Below are 19,947 nucleotides of genomic sequence, written 5' to 3'. Positions count from 1 at the left end.
TTCGTCATCTCAGTTCGAGAAGCCGGGCGCCGGCACGCTGCCGTTCTTGGCTTTGCCGCCGGTGTTGCGCGTGGTTGGTGGTACGACGTCGTCTTCGGGGCGTCGCACATCGCCGCCGAGCGGTGTCGGACGCACCACCGCCGCTGCGCCGACCGAGGGTTGCGCATAGGAGGCAGGGGCAACCGTCGGAACGGGGCGTTTGCCGCCGCCGCTCGCACTGAGCGTCCCGAGCAATACCCGGTCGAGATCGGTCGGTGCGCGCGCGCCGTCGGTCGGCAGCGCGATGTCGCTGGCATTGTTGACCGGTTTCACCAGGTACGGCGTGATGACGATGACCAGTTCGGTCTCGTTGCGCTGGAACGCGTTCGAGCGGAACAACGCGCCGATGATCGGCAGGTTCGAGAGGCCCGGGGTCTTGTCGTACGAGTTGTTGTGGCTGTTCGACAACAGGCCGCTGATCATCATGCTTTGGCCCGAGCCGAGCTCGACGGTCGTCTCGGTGCGCCTGGTCGTCAGGCCTGGTACGCGCGTGCCGCTGAGCGTCACCGCGTTCGAATAATCGAGCTGCGAGACTTCTGGACGAACACGGAGCGAGATCCGTCCGTCCGACAGCACCGTCGGCGTATACGCCAGGCTGATGCCATATTGCTTATACTCGACCGAGACCGTGCCCAGCGCCTGCGCCAGCGGGATCGGGACTTCGCCGCCAGCAAGGAAAGTCCCGGTCTCGCCCGACAGTGCGGTGAGATTAGGATTGGCCAGCGTTGTCACCTGCCCGGTGGCTTCACCGAGATCGATCGCGGTCAGGAAATCCATCCCCAACAGCTTGCCGGCGATACCGAGCGTCGTGCGCTGTGCGCCCTTGGTATAGGTCGATGTCTTTAAACCGGTCGTGGGATCATAGGTGATCGTGCCGGGCGTGCCCGACGTGCTGCCGAACAGGATACCCGATCCGCTGCGGTCCTGCGTCAACAGGTTGACGCCGATATTCTTGACGAAGCTGCGGCTGACTTCGGCGACGCGCACCTGAAGGTTGACCTGTAACGGCGTCGCGGTCTTCAGCCGCGAGAGGACTTTGGTTGTATCACCCACGAACGCCTGCACCAGGCGTTCGGCTTCGGCGGCATCCTCGGGGGCAAGGACGGTGCCGGTCAGCAGGATCAGGCCGTTCATCGGCGTCGCGACGACCTGCGCTTCGGGCATCGCCAGGCCGAGCATCTGCTGGACCGAATCGAGGTTGTTGCCGACCCGAACCGTCGCCGCATAGACGACCGCGCCACCCTTGGTGGTGGCCGAGATCGTCGTCTCGCCGGTCTTCTTGCCGAACAGATACAATTGGGTCGGCGAGCGGACCTGGACATCGGCGATCGAGTCGTCGGCGACGAACAGGTCGGTCATCGGCCGGGCGAGCGTCACCAGCCGGCCGCGACCGGTGTTGACCTGGACGACCGGCGAACCGGCCGGGGCGATCGCAGCGCCACGGCGCTGGGCGAGGGCGGGCGCCGACGGTGCGGCACTCGCAGCGGCCAGGGCGACGGCCAGCGGCCAGCCCAGCGGGGTCATCCGGATACGCATGTCAGTTCTTCCCCCCGACCGGAACGATGGTCATTGCGTTGCCGCGTGCGATCCGGACCACCGGCCCCTGGACGATCGGCGTACCACCGCCACCACCACCGGACTGCGCCATCGGCATGCCCTGCATCGGCGCACCGCCGCCTTCGATCACTTTGCCGGGCACCGTGCTGCGCTGATAGCGCGAGACGTCAGCACCGGTCTGATAGCTCGATGCGCCGGCCGACGGCTGGCTCGCGAGCCGTACCATCATCGCCTTTTCCGCCTTCGGATCATTGCCTTGCGGTACCTTCACGGCCCCGGAGGCGATCGCCTCCTCGAGTTCGGCCGAATTGTCGGCGATCGAGCGGAGCGACAGCGAGAGCGAGCCGAGCGTCTGCGCCACCGCCACCTGTTCGGCCATCTTGGGCGTCGCCTCGATCGTCACGTTCGAAAACGTGCGGACCTGCGTCTTGCCGTCTTCACCGACCAGATTATCGGTGCGCTGGTCGGTCGCGAGGACGCGAATGTTGCGCATGATCGTCTCGGACACCTTGAGCGGCTGGCCTTCGCCGCCGCCCGCGACCGTCTGCGTCAGGACCAGATCGATCCGATCGCCTGGAAACACGAAGCCTGCGACCGCGGCCTGCGCCGAGACGGGCACCGTGACCGCGCGCATGCCAGGTCCGAGCGCCGCTGCCAGGAAACCGCGGTCACCGGGCTTTACCAGCGACCCTTGAGTCACCGGTTGCCCGGCGGTGATGATGCTGCGCACCACCGTGCCCTGCAGCGACTGGAGATTGGTCTTGTCCCGGAGATAATAGGCGTTGTCGACCAGCTCCTTCGGCCAGGGCTGGAATTTCAGCGCGGTCGCGTCGAGGATCGTGCCGACCGGCAGCGAGCGGGTCGCGACGAGCACCTCGGGGCCGTCGACCACCGGGGCGGTCATGGCGACCGCCCCGGCTTGCGGCGCCGAGCTTCCGGCGATCAGCGTTCTGGCAAAGAATGCTGTGATGGCCGCGACAATCAGCGCGCCAGCCAGCAATATGATTTTACGACTGTCCATGACTAGTTCGTGCCTTTCAGGCGCCGGAATTCTGCTTCGGCGTTAATCATGACTGAAACTGATTAAGGAGTGGTTCGCGCAGCGCGAGCAGCCCTGCGAATGCTATAGCCACGCCGTACGGGACTTCGATCGCCGCCGATGTCTTCTTGATAAGCCGCTCGGCTATCATGACGAGGGTGACGACGCCGCCTGCGATCGACATGACCATCAGCATCGAGAGGAACGCCGGAAACGGCAACCACAGGGCCAGCGCGACGATAAGCTTGACGTCGCCGCCGCCCATCAGGCCGAAATGGAACGCGACCAGGAACGCGGCGAACACCGCGAGAGCGACGCCCAGCTGCAATACGACGTCGGGCCAGATTTCGAGCCCGTTGGCGTACCACCAGACCGGCGCGAGCAACGCGACCGCGGCATTTTTCCAGTTGGCGATTTCCCGCGTTCGCGCGTCTTCGATGCCGGCGGACACCAGCAGGCCGCCAAGCGCGAAAATCAAAATTGGAAGAGCAATGTTCCACCCCATCGGCTAGACCCTAACGAAGATGGCTTTCGAAAAAGTAACCGTCCCGACCGATTCTTCGTTCGGTTACACGCACGTAGCGGAGCGTGATGCCGCCGAGGCGGTTCGGCGTGCGATCCCGGCCGATGCGCGAATCGGGTATTGGACTGCCCCCGACGGCTGGGCACTGCGTCGCTTCGACTGGCCTGCCGACACAGTATCGCGGCGGTCGCGGGGCGCGGTGCTGTTCCAGACCGGGCGCGGTGATATCTTCGAAAAATACCTGGAGACGTTTGCGCATCTCCATGCACACGGGTGGTCGGTGACCGCGTTCGACTGGCGCGGGCAGGGGGGCTCGGGGCGGCTTTCCGAGGACCCCCATGTCGGCCACGTCGGCGATTACGCGATCTATGACCGCGACCTGGCGGCGTTCTGGTCGGACTGGGTGGCGGAGCGGGGGGTAGCTAGCCAACCCCCCGTGATACCTCGCGTGATCGTGGGACATTCGATGGGCGGCATGATGGTCGTGCGCGCGCTCGCGGCACGGTCGATCCAGGCTGATGCCGCAATCCTGGTGGCGCCGATGATTGGGCTGAAGTCACCGGTCGGCGCCGGGATTGCCGGTCGTGTCGCGCGGTGGATGGCGTCGCGCGGCAATCCCGCGCGGGGTGCTTGGCGCAGCAACGAGCGGCCCGGTTCGATCGCATCGCGGCAATCGCTGCTGACGCATGACGCCTCACGCTATGATGACGAGCGCTGGTGGCAGGCGGAAGGGCCCGCGCTGTGCCTTGGGCCGCCGAGCTGGTCGTGGTTGGCGCAAGGCTTTGCCGCCGCCGCGGCGCTCGCGGTCGATCCGCGGATCGAGGCGATGGAGACGCCGGTGCTGATGCTTGTCGCGGAAGCCGACAAGCTGGTCGATCCCCATGCGGCCTTGCGGCTCGGCGCGCGGTTGCCCGATGCGCAGATCGTCCGGTTCGGCCGCGAATCGGCGCATGAGATCCTCCGCGAGGCGGACGGCGTGCGTGACCGGGCCTTGGGCGCCATCGATTCGTTCCTCGATGCCGTCGTGCCGCCGCGTCCGTAATGGCCGCGTTCGCGACGCCCGTGTTCGGACCGGTTTACGACGTGGCGATCGTCGGTGCGGGGATGGCCGGCGCCAGCCTCGCCGCCGCCCTCGGATCGGACGCGCGCGTCCTCGTTCTCGAGGCGGAGGCGGTGCCCGGCTATCATGCCACCGGACGATCCGCGGCGTTCTGGTCGGAGACCTATGGCGGTCCGAATATCCAGCCGCTGACCACCGCCTCGGGGCCGCTTCTCCACGCCGGCGGTCATCTCGCACCGCTCGGATCGGTGCATATTGGTCGCGCCGGGGATCAGGCGGCGATCGATGCGTTCCTTGCGGCGTTCGCGGATAGCGCGGTGGTCTTGGATCCGGTCGACCCCGCTGCGTTCGTCCCTGGCCTGCGAGCCGATTGGGTGTTCGGCGTGCAGGAAGCGAGTTGCGCCTATATCGATGTTGCGGCGTTGCATGCGGACAGCATCGCGACCGGCCGGCGTGCCGGCGCGCAGTTCGTCACCGATGCTGCCTTCGTCGAGGCACGCCGTGCCGACGGTATCTGGACGATCGTCACAACCGCGGGAACCGCGCGTGCACGGATTTTGGTGAACGCCGCCGGGGCGTGGGCCGATCGCGTCGCGATCGGCGCGGGGGCGAGGCCATTGGGCCTGCAGGCGTATCGCCGGACGATGGCGCAGTTGCGGACCGATCCCGGTGCGCCGGATACCATGCCGCATGTCGCGGACATCGCCGGGCGGTTCTACTTCAAGCCCGAATCCGGCGGGCGGTTGTGGCTCAGCCCGCACGACGAAACCCCGACCGATCCTTGTGATGCTGCGCCGGAAGAGATCGATGTCGCGATTGCGATCGATCGGTTCGAGCGCGTCGTCGACTGGCGGGTCGCTGCGGTCGAGCGACGCTGGGCCGGGCTGCGGACGTTCGCGCCCGATCGCGTGCCGGTCTACGGCTTCGACCGCGATGTTCCCGGCTTTTTCTGGTGCGCGGGGCAGGGGGGCTTCGGAATCCAGACGGCACCTGCTGCGGCTTTGCTCGCTGCCAGCCTGTTGCTGGGTGTTGCCCCCGACGCCGCGATCGCGACCCTCGATACGCAGCGCTACTCGCCGCATCGGTTTGCCTGATAGGCGACGCGTCGCGAAGTTTAAGCCTCGAAATCGCGAGTCGCGACGGCGCAAACTGATTTCACCGCCGTGAAAACGATCCGTCGCGAAAAAATTCGCTTACCATTGTGATAAGCAAATCCGGGGATCTATTGAATAAAATTCCGAAATTTTCGGACGAAAATCAACAGAATCGGTTTCTTGAGTAAAACTAAAAAAATGTTAATTCCCTGCTATGGTTAACGCGCCATGAGTGGCGGGACGAACAAGCATCCGATGATGTCACGATGTGATATTAAACAGATGTGCTTCGCCGGTCCGGTCACTTGGCAGTGGTGTAGTTGCGGATGGACAATATCTTCGTTGGAAGCGCGGTATCTACGATAAGCGCACGGGGCGATCTGGTTCTTCCCGATCAATTCTGCGTCACGATCCAATCCAGGGGCGTACGGGACGATTTGTTCGTCGGTCTTCATGCCGAAGATCCTTGCCTGCTGGTCTATGATCGCGCGAGCGTCGACGATCATCGTGGCGACGTTGCGCGAAACTGGGAGGGGGGTGCGCGCGATACGGTGCTTCGGCGGCGGCTGGGCTTCGTCGCGCCCGCGCAGATGGACGGCAAGGGCCGGCTCCGCATCGCATCGTGGATGCGGGCCCGCCGCGGGGTGCAACAGCGCGCGTTGCTGGTCGGCATGGGCCGTCATTTCGAAGTCTGGAATCTCGATCAGGTACTCGAACAGGGGCCGGGGGATCTGATCGTCCTCGCCGCGCTGCATCTCAACACGTCGATCATCAAGGAGGACCATCATGAACCTGCTCTGTCACGCCTCGGGGCACGTCGCCGCGCCGCTGGTGCTGGAAAATCAGGGGTTTCTGTTCAGTCGCTGCCAGCGCTGCCGGCACGATCTGATCCGCTCCGCGCCGTCGGTGGTCGGTTCGGCGGGCGATAGCTGGACCGGCGTGCCCGAGGGGTTGCGCGTGGCGTGGCGCTCGGCGGATGTGTCGGCCTTCGATCAGCCGTCATGGGTACGCCAGTCCTTGCGCCGGATGCGCGAGCGCGGCCAGCAATCCGCCACCGCCGTCAGCGACGCGGCGCAGGTCGCGCTTGCGGTGGTTGGCTGGCACGCCAGCGACGCGGCGCGCCGCGCGAAGGATACGACGTTGGCCGCCTATCGCTCGGGCCGCCGCGTGATCCGCCTGCCGCGCCCGGCCCGGCCGCCGCATGCCGGCATCGTCATCATCAACCTGACGATGAACCGAGACCCGTCCTGGCAGGACGCGGTCCGCGCGGACACGCAGTTCGGCGACATGATCGGCGCGTGATGCGGTGGCATCTGGATGGCGGCGGCTTTGATGGTCCGGTCACCCTGGCGCAACGCCGCCGACAGGTGTGCAATTACCACCCCGGCGAAGGCCGGGGCCCAATTGGAAAGGTCGGCGTAACGACACGCCGTCCTTAATCAGAGCCGTTTCCCATTTGGGCCCCGGCCTTCGCCGGGGTGGGGTAACAGACGCCCGGTCTTAGCGTCGCCCGGCCTAGCGCCGCCCGGCCGCCACCGCCGCGTCGCTGGCCAGCTTGTCCGCGCGCTCGTTCTCCGGGTGGCCCGCGTGACCCTTGACCCATTGCCATTCGATCTTGTGCCGCGCCACCGCGGCGAGCAGCGCGTGCCACAGCTCGGCGTTCTTCACCGGCTTCTTGTCGGCGGTCTTCCAGCCATTGCGCTGCCAGCCCTTCACCCACTTGGTCAGGCCATCCATCACGTATTTGCTGTCGGTGTACAGCGTCACCGCGCACGGGCGAGTCAGCGCGTTGAGCGCCTCGATCGCCGCGGTCATTTCCATCCGGTTGTTGGTCGTCGGCGTCTCGCCGCCCGACAATTCCTTCTCGTGCGCGCCCATCCGGATCACCGCGCCCCAGCCGCCGGGCCCCGGATTGCCCTTGCAGGCGCCGTCGGTGAAGATCTCGACCTTGGTGATGGAAACGTCGGTGTCGTCAGTCATGCAAACAGATCGTCCTTGCGATACGCCTCGAACCGCCGCCAATACGCCAACGGATCCTTGCGCGTCACCAGCGCATCCGCCGGCGTATTGAGCCAATCCCATGCGCGCGTCGCCAGGAAGCGAAGGCACGCTCCCTGCGCCAGCACCGGCAGCGCGGCACGTTCGGCATCGGTTAGCGGATGCCGACTGACATACCCCGCGACCAGCGCCTTGCCGACCCCCGCATCATAGCCTTCGCCCTGCGCATCGAACGCCCAGGCGCTGTGCAGGATCGCGAGATCGTAGGCCCGGATATCGGTGCAGGCGAAATAAAAGTCGATCAGCCCCGTCACCCGGTCGCCGAGCATCAGCACATTGTCGGGAAACAGATCGGCATGGATGACGCTGCGCGGCAAGTCGGCGGGCCAGGCCGCGACGACCGCATCCGCTGCCGTGCTAATTGTATCGAACAGCCCGGGCTCGATCGCATCCAGATCGCGGCCGCATTTCGCCAGCAAGGCACGCCACCCGTCGGGCCCCAGCGTGTTCGGCCGCACGCCATCGAACCCGGCGAGGCTGACGTGCATCGCGCCCATCGCGGCGCCCGCTGCATATGCCTGTGCTTCGCTCGGATGCGACACCGACACCCCGGTCAGGAACTCGATCAGGCACGCCGGCCGCCCGCAAAGCTCGTGGATCAGCGCACCGCTGCGATCGGGCAGCGCACGCGGCACCGGATTTCCGTCGACCGCGAGATGGTCGAGCATCGCCATGAAGAACGGCAGATCGTCCGCCGACACGCGCTTTTCGTACAGCGTCAGGATGAACCGCCCGGTTGTCGTATCGACCAGGTAGTTGCTGTTCTCGACCCCCTCGGCGATGCCCTTGGCCGAGACCAGTTCGCCGTGATCGAATTTGGCGAGGAACGCGCCCAGCGCCTCCGCCGAAACCTGCGTGTAGACCGCCATGCTAGGCGGCCGCCTCCAGCCCGCGGGGCAGCTTGAACGCGATCGTCTCGCGGTTGGTCTCGACCTCGCGCTCGGACACCGTGTAGCGCTCCGACAACCGGTCGACGAGTTCGCGCACCAGCAATTCAGGTGCGGACGCGCCCGCGGTGATCCCCAGCGTGCCGACGCCGGCGAGGAAGTCCCAATCGAGCTCGCTCGCACGCTGGATCAGCATCGCCGGCGTACCCTCGCGCTCGGCAACCTCGACCAGCCGCACCGAGTTGGACGAGTTCGGCGCGCCGATCACCAGCACCGCATCGACGCTGTGCGCGATCGCCTTCACCGCGGTCTGGCGGTTCGACGTCGCGTAGCAGATGTCCTCGCCGCGGGGCGGCAACATCTGCGGGAAGCGGCGCTGCAACGTCGCCACCACCGCAGCAGTATCGTCCACCGACAACGTCGTCTGCGTCAGGAAGGCGAGGTTCGACGGGTCGGCGGGCGCGAATACCTCGGCGTCCTCGACCGTCTCGATCAGCGACATCGCGCCCGCGGGCACCTGTCCGAATGTGCCGATCACCTCGGGATGCCCGGCATGGCCGATGAACACGATATGCCGGCCCTGCGCTACCAGACGCTCGGCCTGGCGATGCACCTTCGACACCAGCGGGCACGTCGCATCGAGATATTCGAGCCCGCGATTCTGCGCGTCGAGCGGCACCGATTTCGGCACGCCATGCGCCGAGAACACCACCGGCGCGCCATCGGGCACCTCGTCGAGCTCTTCGACGAAGATCGCGCCCTGCGCCTTCAGGGTGTCGACGACGAACTTGTTGTGGACGATCTCGTGGCGGACATAGACCGGCGCGCCATGCTTCTCGATCGCCAGTTCGACGATCCGGATGGCGCGGTCGACGCCGGCGCAAAAACCTCGGGGCGCTGCGATCAACAGTTCGAGCGGCGGCTTGTCGATTGGGCTCATGATGCGTCAGCCTCTACGCGATTGCTTGCCTGGACGATAGCCGGTTCCTATGGTGCGCCACGACAGGGGCCGCTTGCGACATGCGGTGGCCCTTTCGCTCGTTCGAGAAGGTAAGCGTCGCCGTGAAAGCCCCTATCCTAGCCGTTTCGGCGTGTGCGATCCTCCTGACCGGGTGCGCCGGCAAGGGCGAAGTCGATGCGACCGGCGGCATTTCCGCGGTCCGCTCGGTCTGCCCGCCTGTCGCGATCCCTGCTGCGACCGGCGACATTACGCTGTTCAATCCCGCCACCAGCCGTGACCAGTCGGCGATCGACGTCGCCGCGCTGATGACCAATGTCCGCTCCACCTGCGCCGATGCGACCGACCAGGTCGTCACCAGCGTCACCTTCGACATCCGCGCCCGTCGCAACCGCACCGAAGGCGCGCGGGACGTGACGTTGCCATACTTCATCACGGTAGTCCGCGGTGGCACCGCCGTCGTCGCCAAGCGCATCGGCCGCGTCGCGCTGCATTTCGACGCCGGTCAGGCACTCGCCTCGGCCTCGGCGACCGCTTCCGCAACGGTCGCGCGCTCGGCGGCAACGCTACCCGACGACGTCCGCGAAAAGCTGACCCGCAAGCGCAAGGCCGGCGATCAGGACGCCGCCGTCGATCCGCTGAGCACGCCGGAAGTCCGTCAGGCCGTCCTCCGCGCCAGCTTCGAGGCGCTGGTGGGCTTCCAGCTCACCGACGACCAGCTCAAGTACAACGCCACCCGCTAAGCCATTGTCCCTCTCCCCGCCGGGGAGAGGGAAGGGGCCCGCCGCCCTTGCGGTGGGAAGGGAGAGGGGAGTGAGGCTCAAAACGCCCGCCCCGCCGTCATGCCGAGCTAGTTCCGAGGCAACGAAACGATGGCCGATGCGCGCTAAATCTTCCCCCGCCCCCAAACCCTCGATTGACTAAGATTGTGCGCCGCGTCACAACTCGCGGCGTCGATGTCGGGCAACCGGCATGGCACTGCGCGGGAGAGCGTTTCCGGTCCTTTGAGGGCTGATGGAACCGCCGAAGGAGCAACCACCCCGGAATCTCTCAGGCACCAGAGACCGCGCGGGGCTGATCGACACTCTGGAAAGCGTCCTGACGTGAGTCGAGGGCCACCGAAGGGGTAAGCGCTGGACAAGTCCGGCGCGAAAGCTCTCAGGTCCCGTGACAGAGGGGGTTCGGATCGTTGCACCCATTGGTGCCGCGCGCCCCTTCGACGGAGACGACCATGAGCGACCCAGAACTGCGCGATTACGCCAGCATCATCGACCAGGCCGACGATTACGTCGAGCCGGAGATTCTGCCTTTGCCGCTCGACGCGTGGCACCGGGCGCACGGCGCGCGGATGGTCGAGTTCGCCGGCTACGAGATGCCGATCCAGTATGAAGGCATCATGGCCGAACACACCTGGACGCGCGACTCGGCGGGGCTGTTCGACGTCAGCCACATGGGCCAGCTCGTCTTCTCCGGCGAAGGCGTCGCGCACGCGCTCGAAACCGTCCTGCCGGGCGATATCGCCGGGCTCGGCGAGGGCAAGATGCGCTACTCGCTGCTGCTCGCGCAGGACGGCGGCATCCTTGACGACCTGATGGCCACGCGCCTCCCCGACGACCAGCCGTCGCCCTTCTCCGCAGCCGAGGTCGAGCCCGAGGCGTACGACCCGCTCCACCCGTCGCCCACCGCAAGCGGCAGCTTCTACGTCGTCGTCAATGGCGCGACCAAGTATGACGACATCAGCTACCTGATCGAGCATCTGCCCGACGACGTCACGATCAACATCCTCGAAGACCAGGCGCTGCTCGCGGTGCAGGGCCCCAAGGCGGTCGAAGCAGTCGCGCGGATCGTCCCCGGTATCGACGGCCTTGTGTTCATGACTGCCGGCGCGTTCCACTGGAACGACGTCCCGCTCTGGATCAGCCGTTCGGGCTACACTGGCGAGGATGGCGTCGAGATTTCGCTTCCCGCAGACCACGCCGTAGCCTTCGCCGACGCCTTGCTCGCGCTCCCGGAGATCAAGCCGATCGGCCTCGGCGCGCGCGATTCGCTACGTCTCGAAGCCGGCCTGCCGCTCTACGGCCACGACCTCGATCCCGAGATCACGCCGGTCATGGCCGACCTCGGGTTCGCGTTGTCGAAGCGTCGCCGCGAAGCCGCCGACTTCCCCGGTGCCGAGCGTATCCTCACTCAGCGCGAACACGGCCCCGCCACCAAGCGCGTCGGCCTGATCGTCGAAGGTCGCCAGCCCGCGCGCGAAGGCGCCGAGGTGATCGACGACACCGGCGCGACGATCGGCCGCCTCACCAGCGGTGGTTTCGCGCCCACCCTCGGGAAGCCGATCGCGATGGCCTATGTGCCGCTCGCGCTGTCGACGCCCGGCACCCGCATCGAGATCGCGCAACGCGGCAAGGTCCACACCGCCACCGTCACCGCGATGCCCTTCATTCCCCACCGCTACGTCCGCGCAGGAGCCAAGTGATATGAGCCGTTACTTCACGCAGGATCACGAATGGGTCGATGTCGATGGTGACGTCGGCACCGTCGGCATCTCCGAATACGCGCAGAGCCAGCTCGGCGACGTTGTGTTCGTCGATGTCCCCGAAGCCGGCAAGACGTTGAGCAAGGGCGACGAAGCCGCGGTCGTAGAGTCGGTCAAGGCCGCGTCGGACGTCTATTCGCCGGTCTCGGGCACCGTCACCGAGGGCAACGCTGCGCTGACCGACGATTCCAGCCTGGTGAACTCGGACGCCGAAGCGGCGGGCTGGTTCTTCAAGCTGACGCTCAGCGACCCGAGCGAACTCGACAGCCTGATGGACGAAGCCGCCTACGCAGCCTTCGTCGAAGGGCTCTGATCCCAAAATAAACCGTCATCCCAGCGAAAGCTGGGATCTCCCTCCACGGGGTCGACACCAGCGTTTCTCCCGCGGATTGAGACCCCAGCTTTCGCTGGGGTGACGTTCTAAAGGAACGTCATGCGCTACCTTCCCCTGACCCAGGCCGACCGTGCGGAAATGCTCGCCGTCATCGGCGCCTCGACCATCGACGACCTCTTCGTCGACGTGCCCGAAGCCGCGCGCCTCGACGGCCCGGTCCGCGACCTGCCGATGCACGCCTCCGAAATGGCGGTCGAACGCCACATGTCCGCGCTCGCCAAGAAGAACCTCACCGCCGGCGAAGCGCCGTTCTTCCTCGGCTGCGGCGCGTACAAGCATCACGTCCCCGCGTCGGTCGATCACCTGATCCAGCGCGGCGAGTTCCTCACCGCCTACACGCCGTACCAGCCGGAAATCGCGCAGGGCACGCTGCAGATGCTGTTCGAGTTCCAGACTCAGGTCGCACGGCTGCTCGGTACCGACGTCGCCAACGCCTCGATGTACGACGGCTCGACCGCGTGCTGGGAAGCGATCGTGATGGCGCGTCGCATCACGAAGCGGGGCAAGGCGATCCTGTCGTCGGGCCTCCACCCGCATTACGTCTCGGTCGCGAACACGATGGCGAAGTTCACCGGCGACGTGCTCGACACGACCGCCCCCGAACTGGTCGCCGACATGGACCTCGACCAGCTGATCGCCAAGATCGACGACGATACGTCGTGTGTGGTCGTCCAGTATCCCGACATCCTCGGCCGCATCGCCGACCTGCGCCCGCTCGCGGACGCGTGCCACGCGAAGAAGGCGCTGCTGATCGCGGTCGTCACCGAGCCGGTCGCCTTGGGCGCGATCACCTCACCCGGCGAGATGGATGCGGACATCGTCGTCGGCGAAGGCCAGTCGCTCGGCGTCGGCCTGCAGTTCGGCGGGCCTTATGTCGGGCTCTTCGGCTGCAAGGACAAATACGTCCGCCAGATGCCCGGTCGCCTCTGCGGCGAGACCGTCGACGCCGACGGCCGCCGCGGTTTCGTCCTCACGCTGTCGACCCGCGAGCAGCATATCCGTCGCGAGAAGGCGACGTCGAACATCTGCACCAACTCCGGCCTCTGCGCGCTGGCCTTCTCGATCCACATGACGCTGCTCGGTGAAGCCGGCCTGCGTCGCCTGGCAGGGCTGAACCACGCGGGTGCGGTTCATGCCGCACGTCGACTGGCGAAGGTGCCCGGCGTCGAATTGCTTAACACGCACTTCTTCAACGAATTCACGCTGAAGCTCCCCGTCGAAGCCCGCCCGGTCGTCCGCACGCTGGCCGACCGCGGCATCCTAGCGGGCGTCTCGCTGGGCCGATTGTATCCCGGCAATGACGACCTCGCTAACGGACTGGTCGTTGCGGTGACCGAGACAACCACGGCGGAGGACGTTGAAACGCTCGCGTCCGCACTCGAGGAGATACTGGCATGAGCATCAACCAGAGCGGCTGGCGCCCGACCTCCCCTGAGGCGAACACGACCAGCGTCCCGGCATCGGTCACCGGCAACAAGGCGCTGATGCTGGAGGAAGCGCTGATCTTCGAGATCGGCGACGCGAAGACGACGGGCGTCGACTTCGCCGAAGGCGACGTCGCGCACGACATGCTCGGCGATCTGACACGCAAGGCGCCGATCGGCCTCCCAGGTCTCTCCGAACCCGAAACCGTCCGCCACTACACCCGCCTCTCGCGCCAGAACTACGGCATCGACCTTGGCTTCTTCCCGCTCGGCTCGTGCACGATGAAACACAACCCGCGCCTCAACGAGAAGATGGCGCGGCTGCCCGGCTTCTCCGACGTCCACCCGCTCCAGCCGGTCGACACGGTGCAGGGCGCGCTCGAAGTCATCCACCAACTCGCGCACTGGCTCGTCACGCTCACCGGCATGACCTCGGTCGCGATGAGCCCCAAGGCGGGCGCGCACGGCGAACTCTGCGGCATCCTCGCGATCCGCGCGGCACTCGAAGCCAAGGGCGAAGGCGCGCGGAAAATCATCCTCGTCCCCGAGAGCGCACACGGCACCAACCCCGCCACCGCAGCCTTCGCCGGCTATAGCGTCGAGGACATCCCCGCCACCGCCGAAGGCCGCGTCGACACCGCCGCGTTGAAGGCCCGGCTCGGTCCCGACGTCGCTGGCGTGATGATCACCAACCCCAACACGTGCGGCCTGTTCGAGCGCGACATGCGCGAGATCTCCGACGCGGTGCATGCGGCGGGCGGCTTCGTCTATTGCGACGGCGCGAACTTCAACGCGATCGTCGGGCGCGTCCGGCCGGGCGATCTCGGCATCGATGCGATGCATATCAACCTGCACAAGACCTTCTCCACGCCCCACGGCGGCGGCGGTCCGGGTTCCGGTCCGGTGGTGTTCTCCGAAGCACTCACGCCCTACGCACCGCTCCCGTTCGTCGAGAACCAGGACGGCCAGTTCGTCCTCGTCGAGGAGGAAACCGCAGGCGAACATCACGCCGGCAGCTTCGGCCGCATGGTCGCGTTCCACGGCCAGATGGGCATGTTCACGCGCGCGCTGACCTACATCCTCAGCCACGGCGCGGACGGCCTGCGCCAGGTATCCGAGGACGCGGTGCTCAACGCGAACTACATCCTGCGCAGCCTCGACGACACGCTCGACGCACCGTTCGGCCCGTCGGGTCCGTGCATGCACGAGGCGTTGTTCTCGGACTCGGGTCTCGCCGCCGGCTTCTCGACGATCGACATCGCCAAGGGCCTGATCGACGAGGGCTTCCACCCGATGACGATGTATTTCCCGCTCGTCGTCCACGGTGCGATGCTGGTCGAACCGACCGAGACCGAATCGAAGGCGGCGCTAGACCAGTTCATCGCCGCGCTCCGCTCGGTCGCCGAACGCGCTAAGGCCGGCGACCCCAGCCTCAAGACCGCGCCGCACTTCGCCCCCCGCGCGCGCCTCGACGAGACGCTCGCGGCACGCAAGCCGGTGCTGGTCTGGAAGGACCCGGCCCCGCTGGCGCAAGCCGCCGAGTAACGATACGCTCCCCGTCTGGCCCGGGATCACCGGGCAGGGCGGGGGGCTATCAATGCAGGCGCACGAAGCACAGGGCTGGATCAGCTACGCGATCACCGCGGTCATCATCGGCATCGTCTTCGCGGTCCGCTGGCGCCGCATGAGCGTGGTCAAGCCGCTCAAGCTCGAGCGCCTCTGGGTCTTCCCCGCGGTCTACGCCGCCGTCGCGCTCTACATGTTCGTGATGTACCCGCCGCAGGGCCTCGCCTGGCTGTTCTGCGCGCTAGCCTTGATCATGGGCGCCGCACTCGGCTGGCAGCGCGGCAAGCTCATGCGGATCACGATCGACCCCGAAAGCCACGCGCTCAACACGACCTCCTCGCCCGCCGCGGTCTTCTTCCTGATCGCGATCGTCGCCGTCCGCACCGGCGCGCGCGCCATTATCGGTGACGGCCACGCGCTGCACCTCAACGCCTTCGCGATCACCGACATGCTGGTCGCACTCGCGCTCGGCCTGTTCACGACCCAGCGCGTCGAGATCTACCTGCGCGTCAAGCGGATGCTGGAAACCGCCCGGGTTCGCTAGCCCCACCCATCCACGAGCCCCACCCGTCATCCCAGCGAAAGCTGGGATCTTTCGCGGCGTGGGAGCGACATTCCCCACCGTCATCCCAGCTTTCGCTGGGATGACGGTGGGGAGGGAGTGAAGGTCACGCAACCGGACCGACGACGGAATCGAGCGTCGCAACTCACACGTGACGAACCCCCGCGCACCCGCTATCCGCACCCCATGATAAAGCGCGCACTCCCCGTCACCCGTGAGGCGGATTTCTCCGCCTGGTACCAGGCCGTCATCTCCGAGGCCGATCTCGCCGAGGAATCCGGCGTCCGCGGCTGCATGGTCATCCGCCCCTGGGGCTATGGCATCTGGGAACGTATCCAGCGCCTGCTCGACGACCGGATCAAGGCGACCGGCCACGAGAACTGCTATTTCCCGCTCTTCATCCCGCTCTCGTATTTCGAGAAGGAGGCGGAACACGTCGATGGCTTCGCCAAGGAAATGGCCGTCGTCACGCACCACCGTCTCAAGGCCGACGGCTACGGTCGCCTGATCCCTGATCCCGAGGCCAAGCTGGAAGAACCGCTCGTCGTCCGCCCGACCTCTGAAATGGTCATCGGCGCCGCGTTCGCGCGCTGGGTCCAATCGTGGCGCGACCTGCCCGTGCTGATCAACCAATGGGCGAACGTCGTCCGCTGGGAAATGCGCACGCGCATGTTCCTGCGCACCAGCGAGTTCCTCTGGCAGGAGGGCCACACCGCCCACGCCACCGCCGAAGAAGCCCGCGACGAGACGCTCAAGATGCTCGAAGTCTATCGCGATTTCGCGGAGGAATGCCTCGGCGTCCACGTCATCGCCGGCGAGAAGCCCGAGAACGAGCGCTTCCCCGGCGCAGTCGCGACCTATTCGATCGAGGCGATGATGCAGGACGGCAAGGCGCTGCAAGCCGGCACCTCGCACTTCCTCGGCACCAACTTCGCGTCGGCGCAGAACATCCGCTTCCAGAATGCGGGCGGCGAGTTCGAGCTGTGCAACACCACCAGTTGGGGCGTGTCGACGCGGATGATCGGCGCGGTCATCATGGTCCATGGCGATGACGATGGCCTGCGCGTGCCGCCGATGATCGCACCGTGGCAGGTCGTGATCGTGCCGATGCTGCGCGACGTCCCTGAGGACGCGGCGATCGTTGACTATTGCAAGTCGCTCCAGGCCGAGATCGCCAAGCAGTCCGCGCTCGGCGAACCGGTCCGTGCGCTGCTCGACCTCAAGCCTGCCAAGGCCGCGACCAAGCGCTGGGGCTGGGTCAAGAAGGGCGCACCGATCGTGATCGAGGTCGGCGGCCGCGATGTCGCCGGTGGCAACGTCACGGTGATCCGTCGCGACCGCCTCTACCGCGAGGACGGCAAGCTCGACAGCAATGCGGTCGCGCGCGACACGTTCGTCGGCGAGGTCTCGGGGATGCTGCACGACGTCCAGGCGACGCTCCACGTCGAATCGATGAACCGCGTGAAGGGCAACATCGTCCCCGCCGAGGACTTCGCCGCGGTCGAGGCGCATTTCGCCGACGGCGTGAAGAACCCCGGCTGGGTCGATGTTCGCTGGTCGAAGCCGACCGGGCCTTCGCTCGACAAGGTGGTCGAGCGGTTGAAGGCGCTCAAGCTCACCATCCGCAACGCGCCGATGGGGCAGACCGGCTGCGACGACGGCGCGTGCATCTTCACCGGCGAACCCGCGGTGGAGCGCATCCTGATCGGCCGCGCTTACTAAGCGCGCCGATCGGCTGCGGTCGGCGTCACGTCGAGGGCTTGCTCGGAGTCGGGGGCGGGGTGCCAAACGGCCCGGATACCCAGTGCGGCGGACCAACCGAAACGGACCGGTCTGTCGGCTGCGTCGCGGTTCCCTGTCTGGTATCGTCGCATCGTCTTTGGACGGTGCGACCTTGGGGGGCAGGCATGGGCGTGACGGGGATCGGCGGCTTCTTCTTCCGGGCGAAGGACCCGGAGGCGATACGGGCTTGGTATGTCGAGCATCTCGGCGTGGGTTCGATACCCTATGGATCATGGGAGACGCAGGCCGGACCCAGCGTGTTTGCGCCGTTCGCGGTCGACGCCGACTATTTCCCCGCGGATCGCCCCTGGATGCTCAACCTGCGCGTCGACGACCTCGACGGCATGTTGGCGACCCTCCGTGCGGCCGGGATCGTGGTGATCACCGATCCCGAATGGGACATGCCCGGCTTCGGCCGCTTCGCCCGTATCCATGATCCGGAAGGCAACCCGATCGAACTCTGGCAACCCGACGATCCTTCATAAGGATAACGCGTCCAGCTTCGGTCGGATGAGCGGCAGTGCCACCAGCCGATCGGTCGAGAAGGTGCCGACTCCATTTGTGCGGAGTTCGACCCGCTCGAGAATGGGCCACTCCCTGTGCGCCGTTGATCTGCTGTCTGGTCTGCACGATGGTTGCTGCACGCGCTGCGTTATTGTGGCGGCCGGGACGGATCAACATTTGACCATTTACCATTGCGAGCGTGCTAGCGATCATCGCTCCGACCGGTGCTCCTTGTTTCCCCGCGAAGGCGGGGATCCAGACTGGGCTCCCGCTTTCGCGGGAGAACAAGGAGGAGGCGCGTAACGAACGCGTGGGGCCGCGCGTGTAGGTCCGATCGCGATATGGCCGACAAATTCCGAGTGCCACCGTTCCGCAAAACCAGATTGTCTCGACTTTATGTCTCCTGGATGCCGGCCCGAGCGTAGCCTAAGGGCCCGCCATGACGAGAACAGATCAGACAGCACACGCTGAAACCTAGCTATCCGCGCCCCCGCGCACCGATCTCCGAGTGGTCAAAACAATTCCCCCTGCGGCCCCCGCGGCGCCCGGAACAGGTCGTTGCGGAGCGCGATCCGCTCCTGGTTCAGCCCGTGCTTCGCGCACGCGATCCGGAACCGCGTTCCCAGCAGGTCCGCCCACGGCCCTTGCCCCTTCATCCGCGTAAAGAAATTCGGGTCGTTGTCCTTGCCGCCACGTAGCGACGCGATCGTCGCCATCACCTTCCCTGCACGCTCCGGAAAATGTTCGTCGAGCCACGCGCGGAACAGCGGTGCGACTTCATGCGGCAATCGCACGGGAATGAAGAACGCTCGGCTTGCTCCTGCTTCCGCCGCCCGCGCGACGAGGTGTTCGATCTCATGGTCGGTGATTGCCGGGATGACCGGCGCGATCGACACGTAGACCGGCACGCCCGCATCGGCGAGCTTGCGCACCGCCGCCAGCCGTCGCTCGGGATGCGGCGCGCGCGGTTCGACGGTCGACGCGATTTTCGGATCGAGCGAGGTGATCGACATTGCCACCGCCGCCAACCCCTTCGCCGCCATCGGCGCGAGCAGGTCGAGATCGCGCAGCACGCGGTCGGACTTGGTCGTGATCGTGAGGGGATGGTCGGTTTCCGCCAGCACCTCGATGATTCCCCGTGTGATCCGCCAGTCGGTCTCGATCGGCTGGTACGGATCGGTGTTCGTCCCCAATGCCATCGGCGCACAGACATAGCCCGGCTTCGACAGTTCGGCGCGCAACAGCGTCGCCGCCGAAGGCTTGGCGAACAGCTTGCTCTCGAAATCCAGCCCCGGCGAGAGATCATGGAACGCATGGCTCGGCCGCGCGAAACAATAGATACAGCCATGCTCACACCCGCGATACGGATTGATCGAGCGGTCGAACGGTACGTCGGGCGAGGCATTGCGGCTGATGATCGTCCGCGGTGTCTCCACTGTCACCGTCGTGCGCAGTTTCGGCGCGATCCCGTCGATCCCCTCGCGCATGTCGAGCCAGTCGCCGTCCGCCTCGGTCTGCGGCATGTTGAACCGGCGGCTCTCGTCATTGCGCGTCGCACCGCGAACCGGACGGACCTGTTTCATCGCGCGATGATACGCCTGAATACGGAACATACAAAGAACATAATATTCCGTTCTAAAAAATGCTCGAACGGTTGAGTTAATTTGCATCTACCTGAATTTGATCGCTTTTCACCAAGTGCGGCGGCAGGCGAATCAATACTCGCGGCCGGTCGCGATCCGGCGTAGGGCAAAGCGATGACGGGACAGATGACCACGGTGGAACGCGCATTCGAACTGGCACGCTCGGGCGAGTGCGAGTCGGTCAACGCGCTACGGCAACGCTTGCGCCGCGAGGGGTATGACGCGGTGCATCTCCATCTTCATGGCTCGTCGATCAACAAGCAGCTTGTCGACCTCATCCATGCGGCGAGGGGCGGGTCCGCGCTGGCGTAGCGACAG

Annotated in this window: 20 protein-coding genes and 1 riboswitch; of the genes, 12 read left to right on the top strand and 8 right to left on the bottom strand. The window is 66.1% G+C overall.

Annotated elements, in window-relative coordinates; all coding sequences use genetic code 11:
- Nucleotides 1–9: 9 nt before the first annotated feature.
- Genes C8J46_RS04760 through C8J46_RS04750 form a run of 3 tightly spaced genes read right to left on the bottom strand, consistent with a single transcriptional unit; the run spans nucleotide 10 to nucleotide 3,140 of the window.
- Nucleotides 10–1,575 carry a type II and III secretion system protein family protein gene (locus tag C8J46_RS04760; RefSeq protein WP_132735687.1) on the bottom strand — a complete coding sequence of 522 codons (1,566 nt, stop codon included), beginning with the start codon at nucleotides 1,573–1,575 and terminating at the stop codon, nucleotides 10–12.
- Nucleotide 1,576: 1 nt separating this feature from the next.
- Nucleotides 1,577–2,617, bottom strand: coding sequence for a Flp pilus assembly protein CpaB (gene cpaB, locus C8J46_RS04755; protein ID WP_132735685.1), 1,041 nt, complete (start codon nucleotides 2,615–2,617; stop codon nucleotides 1,577–1,579).
- Between the two features lie 46 nt (nucleotides 2,618–2,663).
- Entirely contained in the window at nucleotides 2,664–3,140 is a 477-nt protein-coding gene (locus tag C8J46_RS04750; RefSeq protein ID WP_132735682.1) for a prepilin peptidase, read from the bottom strand.
- A gap of 19 nt (nucleotides 3,141–3,159) precedes the next feature.
- On the opposite strand from C8J46_RS04750, the gene C8J46_RS04745 reads away from it, so the two are divergent.
- Together C8J46_RS04745 and C8J46_RS04740 are read left to right on the top strand one after the other, a co-directional pair.
- Nucleotides 3,160–4,200, top strand: a complete 1,041-nt coding sequence (locus C8J46_RS04745) for an alpha/beta hydrolase (RefSeq protein ID WP_132735680.1) — start codon at nucleotides 3,160–3,162, stop codon at nucleotides 4,198–4,200.
- Nucleotides 4,200–5,312 (top strand): FAD-binding oxidoreductase, encoded by a 1,113-nt coding sequence (locus tag C8J46_RS04740; protein WP_132735677.1) that lies wholly within the window; start codon nucleotides 4,200–4,202, stop codon nucleotides 5,310–5,312. Before C8J46_RS04745 ends, C8J46_RS04740 begins: the two co-directional genes overlap by 1 nt.
- Nucleotides 5,313–5,530: 218 nt before the next feature.
- Here the strand turns inward: C8J46_RS04740 and C8J46_RS04735 are convergent, their stop codons facing one another.
- The gene (locus C8J46_RS04735) at nucleotides 5,531–6,100 is read right to left on the bottom strand and encodes a hypothetical protein (protein ID WP_132735675.1); all 570 of its coding nucleotides are present in this window, start codon (nucleotides 6,098–6,100) and stop codon (nucleotides 5,531–5,533) included.
- Here C8J46_RS04735 and C8J46_RS04730 point away from each other — a divergent pair.
- The gene (locus C8J46_RS04730; protein ID WP_132735672.1) at nucleotides 6,099–6,614 is read left to right on the top strand and encodes a hypothetical protein; all 516 of its coding nucleotides are present in this window, start codon (nucleotides 6,099–6,101) and stop codon (nucleotides 6,612–6,614) included. The genes C8J46_RS04735 and C8J46_RS04730 overlap by 2 nt on opposite strands.
- 213 nt (nucleotides 6,615–6,827) lie before the next feature.
- Here C8J46_RS04730 and rnhA read toward each other — a convergent pair whose 3' ends face one another.
- From rnhA to ispH, 3 genes are read right to left on the bottom strand one after another with little or no spacing between them, the layout of a single operon-like run.
- Nucleotides 6,828–7,292: a ribonuclease HI gene (gene rnhA, locus C8J46_RS04725; RefSeq protein WP_132735670.1), complete on the bottom strand. Its 465-nt coding sequence runs from the start codon at nucleotides 7,290–7,292 to the stop codon at nucleotides 6,828–6,830.
- Nucleotides 7,289–8,239, bottom strand: a complete 951-nt coding sequence (thrB, locus tag C8J46_RS04720; RefSeq protein ID WP_132735667.1) for a homoserine kinase — start codon at nucleotides 8,237–8,239, stop codon at nucleotides 7,289–7,291. The genes rnhA and thrB overlap by 4 nt, the downstream gene beginning before the upstream one ends.
- A 1-nt stretch (nucleotide 8,240) precedes the next feature.
- Nucleotides 8,241–9,197 carry a 4-hydroxy-3-methylbut-2-enyl diphosphate reductase gene (gene ispH / locus C8J46_RS04715; protein ID WP_132735665.1) on the bottom strand — a complete coding sequence of 319 codons (957 nt, stop codon included), beginning with the start codon at nucleotides 9,195–9,197 and terminating at the stop codon, nucleotides 8,241–8,243.
- 122 nt (nucleotides 9,198–9,319) lie between these two features.
- Between ispH and C8J46_RS04710 the strand changes: the two genes are divergently transcribed.
- The 8 genes from C8J46_RS04710 (at nucleotide 9,320) to C8J46_RS04675 (ending at nucleotide 17,967) form a co-directional block, all read left to right on the top strand.
- Entirely contained in the window at nucleotides 9,320–9,958 is a 639-nt protein-coding gene (locus C8J46_RS04710; protein WP_243643222.1) for a hypothetical protein, read from the top strand.
- A gap of 230 nt (nucleotides 9,959–10,188) precedes the next feature.
- Nucleotides 10,189–10,292: riboswitch (glycine riboswitch) on the top strand.
- Nucleotides 10,293–10,446: 154 nt separating this feature from the next.
- Nucleotides 10,447–11,694, top strand: a complete 1,248-nt coding sequence (gene gcvT, locus C8J46_RS04705; RefSeq protein ID WP_132735662.1) for a glycine cleavage system aminomethyltransferase GcvT — start codon at nucleotides 10,447–10,449, stop codon at nucleotides 11,692–11,694.
- A gap of 1 nt (nucleotide 11,695) precedes the next feature.
- On the top strand, nucleotides 11,696–12,067 hold the full coding sequence (gene gcvH / locus C8J46_RS04700; protein WP_132735659.1) for a glycine cleavage system protein GcvH: 372 nt from the start codon (nucleotides 11,696–11,698) through the stop codon (nucleotides 12,065–12,067).
- A 120-nt stretch (nucleotides 12,068–12,187) separates the two neighbouring features.
- Nucleotides 12,188–13,546: an aminomethyl-transferring glycine dehydrogenase subunit GcvPA gene (gene gcvPA / locus C8J46_RS04695; RefSeq protein WP_132735654.1), complete on the top strand. Its 1,359-nt coding sequence runs from the start codon at nucleotides 12,188–12,190 to the stop codon at nucleotides 13,544–13,546.
- A complete protein-coding gene (gene gcvPB, locus C8J46_RS04690) occupies nucleotides 13,543–15,117 on the top strand; it encodes an aminomethyl-transferring glycine dehydrogenase subunit GcvPB (RefSeq protein ID WP_132735651.1) in 1,575 nt (524 codons plus the stop codon). Before gcvPA ends, gcvPB begins: the two co-directional genes overlap by 4 nt.
- 52 nt (nucleotides 15,118–15,169) lie before the next feature.
- Nucleotides 15,170–15,682 (top strand): CcdC protein domain-containing protein, encoded by a 513-nt coding sequence (locus C8J46_RS04685; RefSeq protein ID WP_132735648.1) that lies wholly within the window; start codon nucleotides 15,170–15,172, stop codon nucleotides 15,680–15,682.
- A gap of 204 nt (nucleotides 15,683–15,886) precedes the next feature.
- Complete coding sequence (locus C8J46_RS04680; RefSeq protein WP_132735645.1) at nucleotides 15,887–17,422, top strand: aminoacyl--tRNA ligase-related protein; 1,536 nt, start codon at nucleotides 15,887–15,889, stop codon at nucleotides 17,420–17,422.
- Nucleotides 17,423–17,607: 185 nt separating this feature from the next.
- Nucleotides 17,608–17,967, top strand: a complete 360-nt coding sequence (locus tag C8J46_RS04675) for a VOC family protein (RefSeq protein WP_132735642.1) — start codon at nucleotides 17,608–17,610, stop codon at nucleotides 17,965–17,967.
- 531 nt (nucleotides 17,968–18,498) lie between these two features.
- Here C8J46_RS04675 and C8J46_RS04670 read toward each other — a convergent pair.
- Nucleotides 18,499–19,569 (bottom strand): PA0069 family radical SAM protein, encoded by a 1,071-nt coding sequence (locus tag C8J46_RS04670; RefSeq protein ID WP_132736822.1) that lies wholly within the window; start codon nucleotides 19,567–19,569, stop codon nucleotides 18,499–18,501.
- Between the two features lie 186 nt (nucleotides 19,570–19,755).
- Here C8J46_RS04670 and C8J46_RS04665 point away from each other — a divergent pair, with 186 nt between their 5' ends.
- Complete coding sequence (locus tag C8J46_RS04665; RefSeq protein ID WP_207894109.1) at nucleotides 19,756–19,941, top strand: hypothetical protein; 186 nt, start codon at nucleotides 19,756–19,758, stop codon at nucleotides 19,939–19,941.
- Nucleotides 19,942–19,947 lie beyond the last annotated feature (6 nt).

It is taken from the genome of Sphingomonas sp. PP-F2F-A104-K0414 (genome assembly GCF_004340945.1).
GTDB lineage: Bacteria > Pseudomonadota > Alphaproteobacteria > Sphingomonadales > Sphingomonadaceae > Sphingomonas.
Note: the sequence above shows the minus strand (reverse complement) of the source record. Positions and strands in the feature narration are given on the sequence as shown.

What these genes read in the sequence shown, in the direction of transcription:
- C8J46_RS04760 (WP_132735687.1), bottom strand. Translation starts at nt 1,575, where the DNA reads ATGCGTATCCGGATGACCCCGCTGGGCTGGCCGCTGGCCGTCGCCCTG.
- cpaB (WP_132735685.1), bottom strand. Translation starts at nt 2,617, where the DNA reads ATGGACAGTCGTAAAATCATATTGCTGGCTGGCGCGCTGATTGTCGCG.
- C8J46_RS04750 (WP_132735682.1), bottom strand. Translation starts at nt 3,140, where the DNA reads ATGGGGTGGAACATTGCTCTTCCAATTTTGATTTTCGCGCTTGGCGGC.
- C8J46_RS04745 (WP_132735680.1), top strand. Translation starts at nt 3,160, where the DNA reads ATGGCTTTCGAAAAAGTAACCGTCCCGACCGATTCTTCGTTCGGTTAC.
- C8J46_RS04740 (WP_132735677.1), top strand. Translation starts at nt 4,200, where the DNA reads ATGGCCGCGTTCGCGACGCCCGTGTTCGGACCGGTTTACGACGTGGCG.
- C8J46_RS04730 (WP_132735672.1), top strand. Translation starts at nt 6,099, where the DNA reads ATGAACCTGCTCTGTCACGCCTCGGGGCACGTCGCCGCGCCGCTGGTG.
- C8J46_RS04735 (WP_132735675.1), bottom strand. Translation starts at nt 6,100, where the DNA reads ATGATGGTCCTCCTTGATGATCGACGTGTTGAGATGCAGCGCGGCGAG.
- rnhA (WP_132735670.1), bottom strand. Translation starts at nt 7,292, where the DNA reads ATGACTGACGACACCGACGTTTCCATCACCAAGGTCGAGATCTTCACC.
- thrB (WP_132735667.1), bottom strand. Translation starts at nt 8,239, where the DNA reads ATGGCGGTCTACACGCAGGTTTCGGCGGAGGCGCTGGGCGCGTTCCTC.
- ispH (WP_132735665.1), bottom strand. Translation starts at nt 9,197, where the DNA reads ATGAGCCCAATCGACAAGCCGCCGCTCGAACTGTTGATCGCAGCGCCC.
- gcvT (WP_132735662.1), top strand. Translation starts at nt 10,447, where the DNA reads ATGAGCGACCCAGAACTGCGCGATTACGCCAGCATCATCGACCAGGCC.
- gcvH (WP_132735659.1), top strand. Translation starts at nt 11,696, where the DNA reads ATGAGCCGTTACTTCACGCAGGATCACGAATGGGTCGATGTCGATGGT.
- gcvPA (WP_132735654.1), top strand. Translation starts at nt 12,188, where the DNA reads ATGCGCTACCTTCCCCTGACCCAGGCCGACCGTGCGGAAATGCTCGCC.
- gcvPB (WP_132735651.1), top strand. Translation starts at nt 13,543, where the DNA reads ATGAGCATCAACCAGAGCGGCTGGCGCCCGACCTCCCCTGAGGCGAAC.
- C8J46_RS04685 (WP_132735648.1), top strand. Translation starts at nt 15,170, where the DNA reads ATGCAGGCGCACGAAGCACAGGGCTGGATCAGCTACGCGATCACCGCG.
- C8J46_RS04680 (WP_132735645.1), top strand. Translation starts at nt 15,887, where the DNA reads ATGATAAAGCGCGCACTCCCCGTCACCCGTGAGGCGGATTTCTCCGCC.
- C8J46_RS04675 (WP_132735642.1), top strand. Translation starts at nt 17,608, where the DNA reads ATGGGCGTGACGGGGATCGGCGGCTTCTTCTTCCGGGCGAAGGACCCG.
- C8J46_RS04670 (WP_132736822.1), bottom strand. Translation starts at nt 19,569, where the DNA reads ATGAAACAGGTCCGTCCGGTTCGCGGTGCGACGCGCAATGACGAGAGC.
- C8J46_RS04665 (WP_207894109.1), top strand. Translation starts at nt 19,756, where the DNA reads ATGACCACGGTGGAACGCGCATTCGAACTGGCACGCTCGGGCGAGTGC.